Here is a 16,302-nt window from a genome sequence, read left to right on the forward strand (position 1 = left end):
TTTTTACAGCCAACATATCTAAATAGTTGTTTGACATAGATAACAGTATCTGTGTTTTTATTTGATTTGTTTAGATTGATAGTCTAACTTTAATTTAGATAAGTTAATTGGGTATTGTATGGAACACTTTTACCATCTTGTAGCAACTAGTCGATCAATAGAAATTGGTGACATTGAGTTAGGTGATCCACCAGGTTCATCAGACTTCACCGTGAGTAAACCCATGCACTTTGATGGCGTTAATCTGTTGTTTACCTCTAACGGTGAGCCAGAGTTCTATGCCAATGCGTTTATTATGAGCCGTCGCATTGTAGAAGGGGTTAAAGATACGGAGCCAACTTCGTATGCTCTGCTTCGCTTTTTTCGATATTTAGGAAAGAACAATCTCAATTGGAATGATGAGAATGAAGAACTTGAGCGTTACCCCATTTATCTCTTCAGAAATTATTTAGACAAACAGATTGCTAAAGGAAACATGCGCCGAAGTGTCGGGGCATCGACCTTATCTGTGATCCGAAGATTCTATGTGTTTTGCTACCGTCATGGTTATGTGGAGAAGTTGCCGTTTGAGGTGCATGGTCACAATAAGTACGGCCAAATGCTGACGGACATTACCATCAAAAGTCCGAAGCAAGAAACCGAACTCACCCCAATGAATGACTTGGACATAAGGCACATTCGAGACAATTGGCATCGAGCGGGGATCTCTGGTGAGTTTCGACTGTTGGTAGCGACTGTAATTAATTCAGGTCTAAGAGCGATTGAGGTCGCTGATATAAAGCCTCGCCATTTTAAAGTACCCAAAGGTTTTAAGGGCAAAACCTACACCGATATCAAGATTGGCCCTTCTCATGGCTGCTACACCAAATACAGCAAGAACCGCACAATTTCGATGCCTGTTTGGTTAATGGAGCAAGTCACTCAATACTGCGAAAGTGAGCGGTACAAGGAGCGTAAACGGCTCTACTTTTTCAATACGGGTGATGAAGATGCGCCTGTATTTATTACAAAGGAGGGGAATCGATTTAAAGAAGAGGGGCAACGGTCAAATTCCATTGATACGCTATGGGGGCGGTTAAGAAATGCGATTAAGGAAAACAGCAACCCTCACTTCGACCACGATTTCCATGATACGAGAGCGACTTATGCGGCTAATAAGCTCGACCTGTTGCTCAATATACCCGACTTGAGCACGACACAGGCGCTGAAACTACTGAAAGATGAACTTGGACACAAGGACTTATCTGTGACCATGCGTTATTTAACGCATTGGGAAGGTAACCCAACCAAGAACCAAGTGCCTGAGTTAATGATGGCGTTATTGGAAGAGGAACACATCATATGACGGAGAACTTCGACTCAGATAAGCCTGATAACGTTCGTACCTATCGCTCCATTCCGACCGATGAAATGCAATCAGATAACCCACTGTCCAAGATTCATCAATGGAAATATATTTGGGTATCAGGGAATGGGGGAAACCGCACATGCGACTTCAAAGGGTGGCTTAAATACAGCACCAAAGAGCATGTGTCTTTGCTTATTTCCAAGTTTGAACAATCAGGTTGGGCAGAGGCGAGTAAAGTCAGAAACTTTCAGCATATTGATAACATTTTAAAGCATAACTTCACTAGTCAATCTCAAAAGCGTAAGTCTAAGGTCGAGTTCTCACCAGAATCGTGTGTGAACTATATTCAGGCTGTATGGCTATCTCAGCGAACAACAGGTGTCGGATTGCATGGTAAGCCGATAAAAGCCAAAACGTTGGGATGGTTGGCTTCAAACTACAATTCAATCTTAAAGAAGTTTGGTTTTGGAGATATACCTAAAGCAACTCGCAATCTAGATACCGCGAGTGCATCGTTAGATTCCAATAACTACACAAAGAAAGAGTTAAAGCGTATCGCTCGTGCGCTGTTATCGGATAGAAAATTACTTTACAAAGAGTATTTAGATAAGACCATCAGCGAATATAAGCGTGAAATTGCATTTAATCGTCTGATATGCAATGCGGTGTTCCTCTATGTGTATTACACCGCAGTGGGACAAGCAGAGGCGCTGAACACCTTTGTGGTGGAAGACAGTTGGAGTATTGATAAGGCAGGAGGGAACCGAATATCGGTAAAAGGCTTGAAAACTCGTGGCTATAAAGAAGAATCTCGTACCTTTGCTCCAAGAGCGGTATCTAAAACTTTTTTTGAAGAACACTTCGAATTGTCGAAGCTTAATGCTGTCGATTTGGGGTTAGATAAGCATTATCTTTTTACACGGCGAAATGGTAATCAGCCAACGCCTATGAATCTCAATACCTATATTGCAAGTCTAATGACACGCTCGGTTTTACTGCAAACAATGAAAGCGGCAAATCCAGATTTTTCTTTAACCTGCGAACGCTTGAAGTCATCCATTAAGCAGTACGCCGAAGAAAAGCTGGGGCGACAAGGCGCGATGGAGAGCAATCGTAATACATCTGAAAGCACATGGAATAATTCAGACTACAGTAAGAACTCAAAAGCCTTAGCACATCGTGAATTGGCTTTTGGAACAGCCACACTCTTTGCGTTGGGCAGTAACCCAACTGGAGGGGTTACTGCCGCGATAGCAACCACGAAGGCACAACATTGTGAGGTTTTGTCTAGTGAAGAAGTCGATGCCCTTAGAGCGTCTTCTAGCGAGCCTGTGGACGCCATCGCTAACGGAGGGGTATGTAAAGGTGAAGATGTGCCGCAAAAACGTGAGTTTCAAAAAAGCAATCTAGAAACGGGATTGTTAGATGATGACGATGTGAAAAATACTGCTTGTGGCTATGTCATCAAATGCTTTATGTGCCGAAATTTTGCTGTTGTTGATGAGGTTCATGACATTTGGCGTTTGCTGTCGTTTGAGTTTCGTCTCAATGAGGCGGTAGCCGCCCATAAAAGCCTTGACCACTTCATTAAGAATTTCAGTGAGGTGAAATCAGCGATTCGAGACATAAAGAAACGCTTCAAGAAAAGAAACCTCAAGGCAGCGGAAAAATACCTAGAGCGGCAAGGTTGCCATCCTCTTTGGGACGAAGATTCTATTCAAGATATTTTTAAGGGGTAAGCATGTACAGTATTAGCCATGACCACGCACTGTTTAAAAAATACGCTTTGCCTATTGACGAAGCTTACCCTATGCCGACTGCAAGAACTGTAGTCAGCGTAAAGCGAGATGGCAGTCCAGCTTCTTACTTTGAAGATGATGCTTGGGATTTTAACGACCTGTTCAACACCAAGAATGAGAAAAAATCGAACTACACCTTAACGTTCCAAGCCCAAAAGCATAACCCCAAACTGCTTTTAGAGTTTAAGCAGCGAATGTATTGGTTGATATGGGGCGGCAAAGACACTTTGCTGAGTATGGAGGGGAAAACCTTCAGGAAGATTGAGCAGGTTAAAGATATACAGGTTCATGTCGATTTACTACTGAGAGTGTTTGCGAATACTGCCAATAACGCTTTTTCTTATATTTCAAATGACATCGTATTTTCGCAAATCAAAGAGTCGTTACGTGGATGGAGTGAAAAGTCCTGTGCTACGAGACTGAATGCTCTCAGTGTACTCGTTCAAGTTAATTTACATTTTCCAGAGAGGGCTAGATTTCACATTCCCTACCAAGAGGGTGAGACTGCAAGAAAAGTTTCCAAGAAATATGCCGCTCATGGTAAAGGGCATTTTCCGACAGTCATCCCCGTTATTTATGAGCAATACCTTTCTCGTTTAATTCAAGATGTAGAGTCTGCTTACCGAGACTTTTTGGGCGGTCGAGACCTCGAATCGGAAGTCGAGGCGGAGTATCGCTCATTGCAGACTGAGCATGATATCGAACAAGAAATCGAAACTCTGTATCAGGAACTCATTGTCGATATTGAGGTTGAGGAAAAAGCAAAAAACAGCGGCATTTTCCCTCAAGAGGTACTTGATGACTATCGAGATAAAGCTAAGGACGAAGTTGAGTCTATCTATCGCAGTAAAGCTCATAGAGGCGTTATTGATGCCTATAAGAAAGATAATGTTTTATTGGATGTGAAAGCGTATGCCCAATTAAAAGGGGTGACTGAAAAGCAAGCCATTGATGCTTTTAGAATGATTGAAGGAGCGTGTTTTGGCGCTTGTTCGGCATTCACGGGAATGAGGATAAGTGAATTAACCCAGATTGAGGGTGACTCATACAAAGAGGTTGATATTGATGGCGTAAAGCTTTGCACAATGCGTTCGTGGACGGATAAGTTGGATAAGCTAAGTCGTGAGGATGCATGGGCGTGTGCGCCAATTTGTGAGAAAGCGTTATTAATACTAACGGTACTCAATGATAAATATCGTTCTGTTTCAGGTGATATTCACCTCTCGCCACGGTTTTCGCTCAAAGGTGAAGGAAAGGGATGGACAGGCGACACTATTCATCGTCAGTTAAAAGATGCCCAACTCCATACTAAGAATTTACGCCAAATTTTCTACGATTACAGTCTTCATATCGATATTCGCTACCTTCCAGAAGAAATGGATGAGATTTTTAACCTGCTAAACCCCATCGTCCACGAGAAGCTTAGCCCAATAAAGGAAAATGAGCGTGGAGAGCTGTATTGGCGCTTTAATACTCACTCTTTAAGACGGACGTTTGCTCATTTTGTGGTCGGTCATGGGCTAGTGTCATTAGCCTCGTTGAAGCATCAATTTAAGCATATACACCTTGCGATGACAGCCATTTATGCGAGTCATTCTGAGGTTCTGACGTTACTAGGCATTCAAAACCCAGCCAAAATTAAAGAGAAAATCCAAGAGCAAGAAATAGAGTCTCACGCTGAGTACCTTAAGGACATGATTGAGCATCCAGAAGAGCAGTCAGGTGGCTTCATGAAGTTCATGAGTGGAGAGCCTATGGTGGTTGGTGACGCTAGGTTTAATCAGTTGGTTGAAGACACGAAAGGTGCAAACAAATCGACAGGGTTTGGAACTTGTTTTTCTGGTGAGCTATGTAGCATGGGGCATTTGTTTGAGCCTTCTAAATGCGTAGGCAGAGACTGTGAGAACTTAAATGTAAACAAGGTTGAAGCTGAAAACTGGGTGATAAGGCGAGAGAGATGTATTGAAAAAATTGAAAAAATGAAAGAAATGGGAATGTTCAACCGCAGTTCACTCGCTACGCAACTAAGTGATATAAGGACTGCGGAAAAAGTGATGGCTGACCATAACATTCAATTTGAAAAATATCGAGTAGAGGCTCTGTAATGGCGACGGTGGCAACAAAGCTAGAGAATGCGTTTAAGGCTCTTTTGAAAGAGGGCAAGAAAATCAGTCCTTATGCTGTTGAAAGGCGAGCAGGAGTTTCTAATGGGTCGTTGAAGAATCATATTGTTCTGCTTGAGAAGGTGTTAGCAGAGAAAGAGAAGTATGCCACTGACCCAACCAATGTAGGGGTTGTAAAGGCTAGAGCTAATAAAGCTAAGGCAAAGGTTTCAAAGGATAAGTACCAAGAGGTTTTGGATAAAAACGAAAAACTTCGAGCTGAGAACGAGCAGTTCAAAGGTGAACTGAAGGTAATGGCAGATAAAGTCGCTCAGATGACTTGGGAGTTGCACCGCTACAAAACCAAAACACGCAAAGACTCAACAAACGTACATAACTTGAAAGCATAAATTGAAGAGCGACTAGTAGGTGTGTTTGCGGGGCATGTAACACGGAATTGCCCCAAAATGAGTTATAGCCAAGCAACGAAGGTGGTCAATATGCCGTACAACCCCATTTTGTTCTCTACGGCATATCTATTGTCAACAGTATGACAATCTCATCTAGTTATTTTACAGCATACTCTTCGAAAATAGCCTTACCAATTTCATTAATAACTTGATTACGTTCTGGCATAGAAAGGTTGGTTTGTGTCAGGTAGATGCTAATGATTAATGGCTCGCGCTCGTCAGTCCAAATTGCTGCTGTAATACCGCGCGAACCGTTAGCTCCTGCACCAGAACGATCTGCAATAGACCACCCTTTTGGTAAAACAGAACGGAGTAAAGAATCGGAAACAGTGTTCCCTTGCATCCATTCCTTAAGTTGTTTTTTTGAATTTTGAGCTAATACATCTTCGAATAAAATATGATATAGGGTCTTATTCATCGCATTTGGCGTCGTTGTATCACGTAGGTCATCAGCTTTGGCTTGGTTTAGTTCAGGTTCAAAACGATCTAATTGAGTTACTTTATCTCCGATCAAACGTAGAAAAGCAGTGACACCCTGTGGGCCTCCGATGTGCTTTAAGACTATGTTTGCAGCAGTATTATCACTAGTCTTCATCGTAGCTTCACAAGCATTTTCAATGGTAATTGAACTGCCAACCATGTTTTTTGTTATTGGTGACCAAGCGATTAGTTCATCGGATTTTACTGGCGCCATTGTACTTATATCTAAAATGTCTCTATCAGAGTCCTGTAGCATTTTTGCACATGCTAATGTCTTGAATGTACTCATCATAGGGAACCTTTCATTCCCTTTATAGTGCCATTGTTGATCCGTTGAATCTAAAACTGATACGCCTATGCGTCCCAAGGTGCGTTGTTCTATAGAATAGAGCGAGTCGTTCAATGTTGAAGCGGTCGATAAAAAAGAAATGAACAAACAGCTCGAAAGTAAGATTGATTTTTTCATGATAACTCGACTATTTATGTAATAAGACTGAATTTACGGAGCGTAATAATACAGCCCGAAAGATATAAATCAACAGCGGGTCATATTAAGTTTGTATGAAAAGATGAGTGTGTTTATGGAGCGTTATTTTCTGCTCGACTTAGGATGAAGGAAGCGCTATCTGAATCTCATACGCATAAGTCAACTATAAGTTGTGAATAACTCATTTCTGTCCAAAAGCGTGTTACGGGTGGCCTACTTAGACAGGTGGCCTACTTAGACTTGTGATCACCAAGCGATTCTGTCGTATCTAGCAACAGAACTTGATACCCACGGAATGACTTCCCAATGGAAAAAATTTAGATAAGCTATTAAACAGAATTACAAAATAAACCGATCTAATTTTTTCCGTTTGTGAGTAAGAAAAATGCAAGAAGTTAGATTTAGGAGGGAAAAGTTAGATATTTTGTGTGTAGCCCTTGTGCGTAAAGGGATTCCTAACTTTTTTATCTAACTTTATGTTAAGGGTATTTTCTTGTACTCTAATGAAAAATAGAATTAGGGAAGTTTACAGCCATGCTTATCGTCGTTTCTCCAGCAAAGACACTTGATTATGAATCACCGCTTGCGGTCGAAAAGTTCACTCAACCGGAGTTGGTTCGCTATTCAAAAGAGTTGATTGAAGTTTGTCGCCAACTAACTCCTGCTGATGTTGCGTCTCTGATGAAAGTCAGTGATAAGATCGCTGATTTAAACGTGGGTCGTTTCCAAGAATGGAGTGAGACCTTTACGACAGATAATGCGCGCCAAGCTATTCTGGCTTTTAAGGGTGATGTATACACTGGTTTAGATGCAGAAACCTTGTCAGAAGCGGATTTTGATTACGCACAAGATCATCTGCGTATGTTGTCTGGTTTATATGGTTTGTTGAAGCCGTTAGATTTAATGCAGCCATACCGCCTAGAGATGGGGACAAAGCTTGCCAATGAGAAAGGCAGTAACTTGTACCAATTCTGGGGTAATGTCATCACCGATAAGCTGAATGAAGCGATTGATGCTCAAGGCGATAATGTATTGATCAACCTTGCGTCGAATGAATACTTCAAAGCGGTGAAACCAAAGAACCTGGATGCACAAGTGATTACGCCAATCTTTAAAGATTGTAAGAATGGACAGTACAAGGTAATCAGCTTTTACGCGAAGAAAGCGCGTGGCATGATGGCTCGCTACATCATCGAAAACCGTATCGAAAGCGTTGCTGACCTCACTAAGTTTGATGTTGCGGGTTACTACTTCGTTGAAGAAGAATCGACACCAACTGAGTTGGTATTTAAGCGTGAAGAGCAGAATTAAATCAGAGCCGAAGAGTACGGCTTTTAGCGAATAGACAGTCGCCAGTTAGTAGAAATGAAAAAGGGTTGGCAGTGCCAACCCTTTTGTTTTTCTCGTAGATAAAATCTAACAAGACTACTTCTTCTTAGCGACTTTCTTTTTCGCTACTTTCTTCTTGTCGTCTTTTTTCTTTTTCTTCTTAAACACAGGCTTTTTGTGTTTAGGGCGCATCTCTTTCACGAAACGCTCTTTGATGTCTTCTTTTACGTAGCGAGCAACGCGATCAAGCATAGGCTGATCGTGCGCTTCCACGATAGAGATTGCATTCCCTTTTTTACCCGCGCGTGCAGTACGACCAATACGGTGAAGGTACACATCTGCCGTACGTGGCATGTCGTAGTTAATTACGTGAGATACATCGGGTAAATCAATACCACGTGCCGCAACGTCCGTCGCTAGCAGTACATTCACAGTGCCGTCACGGAATCGTGCAATCGCGTTGTTACGGCGATCTTGCGGCATCTCACCTTGGATCCAAGAGCATGGGATTTGTGCACTTTCCAGTTGAGCGCGAAGCTCACCCAAACGTTCACGAGTTTTCAAAAATACAATCGTGCGTTCAGCTTGCTGCGTGATGATGTGTTTGAGTAGCTCAAGTTTGTGCTCGGCATTATCTGCGCGGTGATACCACTGAGCGATCTTCTTGCGTTCACGCAGTGAAGACTTCGCGTCAATTTCAGCAGGTTCATTCAGTAGATCGGCAGTGAAACCCTCAACACCTTTACCCTCTAATGTTGCAGAGAACAAAAGTGTTTGCTTGCGCCAGCGACACTCAGCAGATAAACGGTCGACGGCTGGGGCGAAACCCATGTCGAGCATGCGGTCTGCTTCGTCTAGAACAAGCCACTCGATCGCACGGCAGTCGAAACGTTCTGCATCAATGTACTCGCGAAGACGACCTGGTGTAGCCACAACGATATCTTGTGTGGTTGCTAGGATGTCAGCATGCTCTTGGTATTGTACGCCACCAGTGATGGTGAAGATGTTTAGCTTGGTATTTTTTGCGAGTGCTCGTGCTTGATCGGCTATCTGCATAGCAAGTTCGCGAGTTGGCGTTAGGATCAAGATACGCGCTGGTCCAGGCTTGCGACGCGGGAAGTCTTGCAGGTATTGTAGTGCTGGCAGAACAAATGCCGCAGTTTTACCTGTACCTGTTGGTGCTGACGCTAGAATGTCACGACCATCTAACGCTTGTGGAATCGCTTCAGCCTGAATTTTGGTTGGGCGTTCGTAACCCATCTCTTCAATGGCATCAAGTAGGTTAGGGTCTAGATCAAGTTCAGCAAAGGTTCTGATCACAATGAGTTCTCCGCAAGCAAAGCTTGGTTAATGGTTCGCCAAAGCAGCATAGAATTTAAAAAGGTCGCACATTATAAAGTGAATGGTGATAAGGATCACATGTTATTTCACATCTTAAGATAAAACTCACGAGTTAGCAGCGTAAAGTCATCGCTGTACCCCTCATTTGAATGAATAACGAGCTCCGATTCTTGAGTATCACAAGCTTGTTTACTTAGTTCAAATAGTAATCGATGCACAGGCTTTTTCTGTGATGGTTGCACTCGACAAACCCGCGATAGGCACCAGCCATCGGCTTTTGCCATGGCGATAAATTGCTCCCCCTCCGTGATCGGTAAAACGAAACTGGCTTTGCCGGTTTTGTCGAGCAGCGTATAGCAGCGTTTGAGCAGCTCATCGTGCTTTAGGGTGTTGGTGTGTCGTGCTGTAGCTCGTTGGCTTTGTTTAGATTGTTCGCCACTATTGAAGTAGGGAGGGTTACAAATAATACGATGGAAAAGATGCGTGGGCTCAAATTGATTAATATCGCTGTGTATCACTCTCAGTCGGTTTGACCAAGGCGATAGCTCGAAGTTATTTCGAGCTGCCTCGACAGCCGTGGATTCAATGTCTAGAGCGGTGATAACTACGTCAGGAAAGCGCTGAGCACACATTAACGCTAATAAACCAGTCCCTGTTCCAATATCCAAAATGTTGCTTCTAGGCGGGCATTTCGCCCATGCTCCAAGCAAGACGCCATCGGTGCTTACAGGCATCCCGCTTTCGCCGTCACGAATCGAGAATTGCTTAAAGTTAAAACCTTTTGTTTTAAATGGTTCCGTGTTCATTCTGTTTACCGTTGTTCATCATCTATGGCTTTTGTTTTCCAAGGACTTTTTTGTCATTCACTTTTATTTTAGAACCAGTGTTTAGGTTAAATATTATACATTTAGAAAGAACGACGTCGTCATTTAAGTTAATAATACTGTTGTTTCGTGTTTGTATGGCCTTGTGTATCGTTTGTTGCTTTTTGGTATGTTGTTTTGTTTGGTTTAAAGTTCCGCTTTAATTATTCAAGGTAGTGAATATGACTGCTTTTGACTCATCAAACTAAATTAATGTGGTGTTTTTTTCTTTATGGTTGCCAAATGTTGAGCATTTCGTCATTATGCGGCAAAACATAGAGACAAAGCCACGATTATCTATTAGCCATGGATTAATCAAAAGTGGCCATGCATACACAACATTCGATTAATTAAAAAGTAAGGGTTATCTGTGAAGCAGACGTTAAAACTAACAGATATTATCGCATTAGGATTTATGCTTTTTGCGTTCTTTTTGGGTGCTGGTAACATCATTTTTCCTCCTCTAGCGGGTCAGCTAGCAGGCGATCACTTGATGCCAGCAATGTTCGGTTTCTTGCTAACAGCGGTAGGTCTACCTCTTATTACTATCGTTGCTATTGCTGTTGCAGGCGGCTCTTGGGATCATTTAACTCAAGATCTTCCTAAGAAAGCGGCAGTGCTAATGGCGGCGTTGATCTTTATCATCATCGGCCCTGCTTTTGCTGCACCTCGTACAGGTCTTGTTGCTTACGAAATGGCTGTTAAGCCTTTCTTTGTTGATGCCGCTCAAGCGCATCTAACCATTTTTTCTATCTTGTTCTTTGCAGTAGCAATGTTCTTTGCTTGGTCTCAAGGTAAGCTTATCGATGTGATCGGCAAAGTGCTTACGCCTGCATTGTTTATTGGCCTTATCATTCTAGCGGTTGCGGTATTCGCTGACCCGCAAGGCGAGATGATTGCAGCACAAGGTGAGTACCTAACGCAGCCTTTAACGAAAGGTTTCCTTGAAGGCTACAATACGATGGATACGTTTGGTGCACTTATGTTTGGTATGCTGATTGTTGACGCATTGCGCAGTAAAGGTATTACAGAACATGCAGCAACGACGAAGTACCTAATCTTTGCTGGCTGTATTGCGGCGGCTGGATTGGCATTTGTTTACATCTCACTGTTCTACCTTGGCGCGACGAGTGCAACTGTAGCGGCGGGCGCTGATAACGGTGGTATTGTTTTAAGCCAGTACGTTCAAGCATTGTTTGGTCCTTACGGTCAGATCGTTCTTTCGATTATCGTGCTTCTTGCGTGTCTAACAACGGCGATTGGCTTGATCTCTGCGTGTGCAGATTTCTTTAGCTCAAAGACTTCTGTGTCTTACAAGCAATGGGTTGTAATCAACGGTGTGGCTTGTGCGATTGTTGCTAACGTTGGCCTTGCTCAGTTGATCGCGCTTTCTGTTCCTGTTCTATTTGCATTGTACCCAGTGGCTGTAGCGCTAATTGCATTGACGTTTGTTCGTAACCGTCTACCAAATCCACGCACGGCTTATCGTATGGTTCTACTTGTATCGCTTCTATTTGCATTGATTGATGCAGCGAAAGTTGCGGGTGTGGATGTTTCTGCATTTAACATGCTGCCACTATTTAGTATCGGTATGGGCTGGTTGTTACCAACTACTGCTGCAATTGTATGTTCTTTTTTCTTGGCAAAATCTGCTCAACAAGAACTAACGGAAGAAGCAGCATAATTGCTAACACGTGATCTCGTCCTAAAACACGTTGAATAAAAAAGCCCGGTGAAGAAATTCACCGGGCTTTTTGTTTGTCTTCTGTTTCGTCAACGTTGGTGCTGACTGTAGTGTGTCGTGATGATTATAGTGTGTCGCGATGGCTATAGTGTGTCGTGAAACTCCACTAACACTTGTTCACACCATTTCTCGATGCGCTCATCGCTGAGTTCGTATTGGGAGTCTTCATCCAGTGCGAGGCCAACAAATTGACTGCCATCTTCTGTCAGCGCTTTTGATGCTTCGAACTCGTAACCTTCATTTGGCCAGTAACCGATGAAATGTGCGCCCGTTGCTTTGAGCTCATCATGAAGTAAACCCATTGCGTCAAGGTACCATTCGCCATAGCCCTCTTGGTCACCTAAACCAAATAGAGCAATGACTTTTCCTTTCAGTGGCGTGCTTGCAATGTCTTGCCAAATCGCACTCCAGTCTTCTTGGATTTCACCAAAGTCCCAAGTTGAGATGCCAATCAGTAGCAAGTCGTAGTCTGCCATCAGTGATAGCGGTGTCTCTTTCACGTTATGAATGTCGACAAGGTCAGCACCAATGATGTTGCGAATTTTTTCTGCTGCCATTTCGGTGTAGCAGGTGGTTGAGCCGTAAAACAGTCCGATTTTCATGATATTCATCGTTTTTATGTTGCTGTTATCGTCGATTCTAACCATAAACTGGGGAAGATTGCAGCGAATATCCTTAAAGGGATGATTTTTTTATGGTATTGGTTGGGCAGGTGTCTTACTCTCAGTACTGTAAATATAAACAGATAAAGGTGCGTTCATGACAGCACAACAGACTGTCAATCAACAAGATTTTGGGCTTGTTGAGCAATTTTTAGATGCGATGTGGATGGAGCGTGGTCTATCAGAAAATACGTTGGCTTCTTATCGAAATGATTTGATGAAATTGCTTACATGGATGGCGAAAAATAACTACCGCCTCGATTTTATCAGCTTTTCAGGGCTTCAAGAATATCAGGCATATCTTGTAGATTTGGAGTATAAACAGACGTCTCGCGCACGTATGCTATCGGCAATTCGTCGTTTGTTTCAATATATTCACAGAGAGAAAGTGCGATCGGACGATCCAAGTGCCTTGTTAGTGAGTCCGAAATTGCCACAACGCTTGCCAAAAGACATCAGTGAAGAGCAAGTGGACGCATTATTGGATGCGCCGGATCCGAATGATCCCATAGAGCTTCGCGATAAAGCTATGTTAGAGCTGCTTTACGCCACGGGGCTCCGTGTTACAGAGCTTGTCAGTCTGACAATGGAAAATGTTAGCTTACGTCAAGGCGTAGTGCGTGTAACAGGTAAAGGTGGGAAAGAGCGTCTTGTGCCTATGGGGGAGAACGCGGTCGATTGGATTGAAACATTTATTAAGCAAGGCCGGTCTGCACTATTGGGTGATACCACGTCGGATGTTGTTTTTCCAAGTAAGCGAGCGAGACAAATGACTCGCCAAACCTTTTGGCATCGTATTAAATATTATGCGGTGATTGCCGAGATTGACACAGACCTGTTGTCGCCGCACGTATTGCGCCATGCGTTCGCAACGCATTTATTGAACTATGGTGCAGATCTCAGGGTCGTACAGATGCTCTTAGGGCATAGTGACTTATCGACTACGCAAATTTATACTCACGTGGCGACTGAGCGATTGAAGCAAATTCACAGTCAACACCACCCAAGAGCATAATGATGGTTTGTTTCATTTATTCATGATCTTATTGGATGAAACGATTTTATTTTAAGGTGAACTTAATGCGTGTATTACGCCAACTAACTCTGCTGACTTTACCGTTTTTCGTAACCGCTTGTGGTGCTGAAGAAAGTCAGGCAAAAACGGAAACTCCAGCACAGCAAGTCGCGCCAGCGGCAAAACACAACTTTGATGAAGCGGCGCTAATCGCGAAGTTCTCGAAATTGGGTGTGTCGATTCTTAACATTCAGCCGGCTGATATCCCTGGGTTGTTAGAAATCCAAACCAATGGTGGTGTGCTGTTCGCATCGAATGATGGTGACTACTTTATTGCTGGTACACTTTACGCGATCGATGATAATGGTGGTTACAAAGATGTGATTGCTGAGCGCCAAGCTCCAATCAATGCTGAAAAGATTGCTAAGCTTTCTGATAGCGCAATTGAATACAAAGCCGATAACGAGAAATATGTCGTAACGGTATTTACCGATATCACATGTGGCTACTGTGTGCGTCTACACAGCCAAATGCAAGGTTACAACGATCTAGGCATCACAGTTCGTTACATGGCATACCCTCGCCAAGGCGCAACGGGTTCTGTTGCCGATCAAATGGCGACCATTTGGTGTGCAGAAGATCCTAAATCAGCAATGCACAATGCAAAAGTTGACCGTACTTTTGATAATCCAGCAAAAGATCTTAAGCAGTGTAAAGAAACGATCAAATCTCACTATAACCTAGGTCGTGAGCTTGGTATTTCTGGTACGCCAGCTATCTTCTTGCCAAACGGTGAGTTAGTCGGTGGATATGTTCCGCCAGCAGAATTGCTAAAACGTTTAGAGCAACAATAATCCTCTAAGGAGTAGAGCCAGCAGTGTTCGCTGGCTCTTTTCAAATATGATAGAAATTCAACGACGTCCCGAACCAGATCTTTCTCTTCTTCCTGATTCTATTCCTCAAATTCTTAAGCGCATCTACATCAATCGTGGTATTACGGATGTCGCACAATTAGAGACCTCAGCCCGTGGCTTGCATTCATACCAGCAGTTAGGTGGCATTGATCAAGCGGTGGAACTGCTCTTTCAAGCCATCAATAAGCAAAAGCGCATTATCGTTGTGGGAGATTTCGATGCCGATGGTGCAACGAGCTCTGCGCTATCGGTCCTTGCACTGCGTATGCTAGGCAGCAATAACGTCGATTATCTTGTTCCGAACCGTTTTGAAGATGGCTATGGTTTGAGCCCAGAAGTGGTCGACCAAGCGCTCGAATTGGGCGCTGAGATGATCATGACTGTCGATAACGGCGTGTCGTCGATTGATGGCGTGCGCTACGCCAAAGAGAATGGTATTACAGTATTGGTGACCGATCATCACTTGCCGGGCCAAGTGCTTCCTGAAGTGGATGCAATGGTAAACCCGAACTTAGACAGTTGTGCTTTTCCATCGAAAGCATTGGCGGGGGTTGGTGTCGCGTTCTATCTCATGATGGCGCTATGTGTGTACATGCGCAAACAAAACTGGTTCGCGCAACAAGGAATGCAAGAACCAAAACTGATGGAGCTGATTGATCTCGTTGCACTTGGCACAGTAGCCGATGTTGTGCCGCTTGATGAAAACAACCGTATTCTCGTGCACCAAGGCTTGCAGCGTATTCGTGCAGGTAAAGCTCGTCCTGGAATTCAAGCTTTGATTGAAGTCGCGAAACGCGATGCTCGTCGGTTGGTGGCTTCTGATTTTGGTTTTGCTCTTGGACCTCGAATCAATGCAGCGGGCCGTTTGGATGATATGTCTTTCGGTGTTGAGCTGTTGATGTGCAACAACATCCACGCAGCACGCCGTATGGCCAGTGAATTAGACGGTCTTAATCAGACGCGTAAAGAGATCGAAGAGGGCATGAAGCAAGAAGCAATGGCTTTTTGTGAACGTCTTCAGTTTGGTGAAAATACCCAGCTTCCGCATGGCTTGGCTTTGTTTCAACGTGATTGGCACCAAGGCGTGATTGGGATTCTGGCATCACGTATTAAAGAGAAATTCCATCGCCCAGTCATCGCTTTTGCAGATGGAGGCGAGGGGACAATTAAAGGTTCTTGCCGTTCGATTCCCGGCTTGCACATGCGTGATGCGTTAGATTTTATTGATACTCAGAATCCAGGTTTGATCATCAAGTTTGGTGGTCATGCAATGGCGGCAGGTTTAACCATTAAAGAGCAAGACTTTGAGCGTTTTAGCCGTTTGTTTGATGATGTGGTGAAAAAAGAGCTCGATGACGCCGCACTGAAAGGTGTGATCCTCTCAGATGGTGAACTAAAGCCAGAAGAATTCTCGATGCACATTGCGGAGCAGTTGCGTTCGGGGGGCCATTTGGGCAAGCGTTTCCAGAGCCTGTGTTCGATGGTGAATTTAAGGTATTACACCAAAAGCTAGTGGGGGAGAAACACCTTAAACTGATGCTAGAGCCTCTTTACAAAGGTCATCCAACCAATGTGATGATTGATGGCATTGCGTTTAATATCGATTTACGCCGTTGGCCGGATGCGTCAGTGAAAACGGTACGTTTAGCTTATAAGCTGGATGTGAATGAGTTTCGTGGCAATCAATCTTTGCAGCTGATGATTGATTACATTGAAGCTAAGTAACGCCGGTTTGTGACAGATTATGG

General features: G+C 43.6%; 12 protein-coding genes and 1 pseudogene. 9 read left to right on the plus strand and 4 right to left on the minus strand.

All coding sequences use genetic code 11. From position 1 onward, the window contains the following. Positions 1–118 precede the first annotated feature (118 nt). The 4 genes from VA249_RS02275 to VA249_RS02290 are packed head-to-tail and all read left to right on the plus strand — an operon-like array spanning position 119 to position 5,659. A complete protein-coding gene (locus VA249_RS02275; RefSeq protein WP_176703889.1) occupies positions 119–1,345 on the plus strand; it encodes a site-specific integrase in 1,227 nt (408 codons plus the stop codon). Beyond that, a complete protein-coding gene (locus tag VA249_RS02280; RefSeq protein WP_176703888.1) occupies positions 1,342–3,087 on the plus strand; it encodes a hypothetical protein in 1,746 nt (581 codons plus the stop codon). Before VA249_RS02275 ends, VA249_RS02280 begins: the two co-directional genes overlap by 4 nt. Positions 3,088–3,089: 2 nt before the next feature. Then, a complete protein-coding gene (locus tag VA249_RS02285; RefSeq protein ID WP_176703887.1) occupies positions 3,090–5,252 on the plus strand; it encodes a site-specific integrase in 2,163 nt (720 codons plus the stop codon). Further along, on the plus strand, positions 5,252–5,659 hold the full coding sequence (locus VA249_RS02290) for a hypothetical protein (protein WP_176703886.1): 408 nt from the start codon (positions 5,252–5,254) through the stop codon (positions 5,657–5,659). The genes VA249_RS02285 and VA249_RS02290 overlap by 1 nt, the downstream gene beginning before the upstream one ends. Positions 5,660–5,816: 157 nt before the next feature. Here VA249_RS02290 and VA249_RS02295 read toward each other — a convergent pair whose 3' ends face one another. Next, the gene (locus tag VA249_RS02295) at positions 5,817–6,665 is read right to left on the minus strand and encodes a GMA family class A beta-lactamase GMA-1 (protein ID WP_012774820.1); all 849 of its coding nucleotides are present in this window, start codon (positions 6,663–6,665) and stop codon (positions 5,817–5,819) included. A 555-nt stretch (positions 6,666–7,220) separates the two neighbouring features. On the opposite strand from VA249_RS02295, the gene yaaA reads away from it, so the two are divergent. After that, entirely contained in the window at positions 7,221–7,997 is a 777-nt protein-coding gene (gene yaaA, locus VA249_RS02300) for a peroxide stress protein YaaA (RefSeq protein WP_221068673.1), read from the plus strand. Between the two features lie 114 nt (positions 7,998–8,111). On the opposite strand, the gene srmB is transcribed toward yaaA, so the two are convergent. Continuing rightward, positions 8,112–9,335, minus strand: a complete 1,224-nt coding sequence (gene srmB, locus VA249_RS02305; RefSeq protein WP_128811633.1) for an ATP-dependent RNA helicase SrmB — start codon at positions 9,333–9,335, stop codon at positions 8,112–8,114. Positions 9,336–9,442: 107 nt separating this feature from the next. Next, positions 9,443–10,162, minus strand: coding sequence for a tRNA1(Val) (adenine(37)-N6)-methyltransferase (locus VA249_RS02310; protein WP_221068675.1), 720 nt, complete (start codon positions 10,160–10,162; stop codon positions 9,443–9,445). 427 nt (positions 10,163–10,589) lie between these two features. Here VA249_RS02310 and brnQ point away from each other — a divergent pair, with 427 nt between their 5' ends. Beyond that, positions 10,590–11,903 (plus strand): branched-chain amino acid transport system II carrier protein, encoded by a 1,314-nt coding sequence (gene brnQ, locus VA249_RS02315; protein ID WP_128811631.1) that lies wholly within the window; start codon positions 10,590–10,592, stop codon positions 11,901–11,903. Between the two features lie 143 nt (positions 11,904–12,046). Here brnQ and fldB read toward each other — a convergent pair whose 3' ends face one another. Further along, on the minus strand, positions 12,047–12,565 hold the full coding sequence (gene fldB, locus VA249_RS02320; RefSeq protein WP_221068676.1) for a flavodoxin FldB: 519 nt from the start codon (positions 12,563–12,565) through the stop codon (positions 12,047–12,049). A 157-nt stretch (positions 12,566–12,722) separates the two neighbouring features. On the opposite strand from fldB, the gene xerD reads away from it, so the two are divergent. From xerD to recJ, 3 genes and pseudogenes are all read left to right on the plus strand, one after another. Beyond that, a complete protein-coding gene (gene xerD, locus VA249_RS02325; RefSeq protein WP_128811629.1) occupies positions 12,723–13,640 on the plus strand; it encodes a site-specific tyrosine recombinase XerD in 918 nt (305 codons plus the stop codon). Positions 13,641–13,705: 65 nt separating this feature from the next. Then, positions 13,706–14,494 carry a bifunctional protein-disulfide isomerase/oxidoreductase DsbC gene (dsbC, locus tag VA249_RS02330; protein WP_128811628.1) on the plus strand — a complete coding sequence of 263 codons (789 nt, stop codon included), beginning with the start codon at positions 13,706–13,708 and terminating at the stop codon, positions 14,492–14,494. 46 nt (positions 14,495–14,540) lie between these two features. Then, a pseudogene (gene recJ, locus VA249_RS02335) lies at positions 14,541–16,279 on the plus strand (single-stranded-DNA-specific exonuclease RecJ). Positions 16,280–16,302 lie beyond the last annotated feature (23 nt).

Origin of the sequence: Vibrio alfacsensis (genome assembly GCF_019670485.1) — a bacterium.
Classification (GTDB): domain Bacteria; phylum Pseudomonadota; class Gammaproteobacteria; order Enterobacterales; family Vibrionaceae; genus Vibrio; species Vibrio alfacsensis.

Excerpts from the sequence above, each read along its gene's own strand:
- dsbC (WP_128811628.1), top strand. The coding sequence starts at position 13,706 with ATGCGTGTATTACGCCAACTAACTCTGCTGACTTTACCGTTTTTCGTA.
- VA249_RS02290 (WP_176703886.1), top strand. The coding sequence starts at position 5,252 with ATGGCGACGGTGGCAACAAAGCTAGAGAATGCGTTTAAGGCTCTTTTG.
- xerD (WP_128811629.1), top strand. The coding sequence starts at position 12,723 with ATGACAGCACAACAGACTGTCAATCAACAAGATTTTGGGCTTGTTGAG.
- fldB (WP_221068676.1), bottom strand. The coding sequence starts at position 12,565 with ATGAAAATCGGACTGTTTTACGGCTCAACCACCTGCTACACCGAAATG.
- VA249_RS02280 (WP_176703888.1), top strand. The coding sequence starts at position 1,342 with ATGACGGAGAACTTCGACTCAGATAAGCCTGATAACGTTCGTACCTAT.
- VA249_RS02285 (WP_176703887.1), top strand. The coding sequence starts at position 3,090 with ATGTACAGTATTAGCCATGACCACGCACTGTTTAAAAAATACGCTTTG.
- yaaA (WP_221068673.1), top strand. The coding sequence starts at position 7,221 with ATGCTTATCGTCGTTTCTCCAGCAAAGACACTTGATTATGAATCACCG.
- VA249_RS02275 (WP_176703889.1), top strand. The coding sequence starts at position 119 with ATGGAACACTTTTACCATCTTGTAGCAACTAGTCGATCAATAGAAATT.
- VA249_RS02310 (WP_221068675.1), bottom strand. The coding sequence starts at position 10,162 with ATGAACACGGAACCATTTAAAACAAAAGGTTTTAACTTTAAGCAATTC.
- VA249_RS02295 (WP_012774820.1), bottom strand. The coding sequence starts at position 6,665 with ATGAAAAAATCAATCTTACTTTCGAGCTGTTTGTTCATTTCTTTTTTA.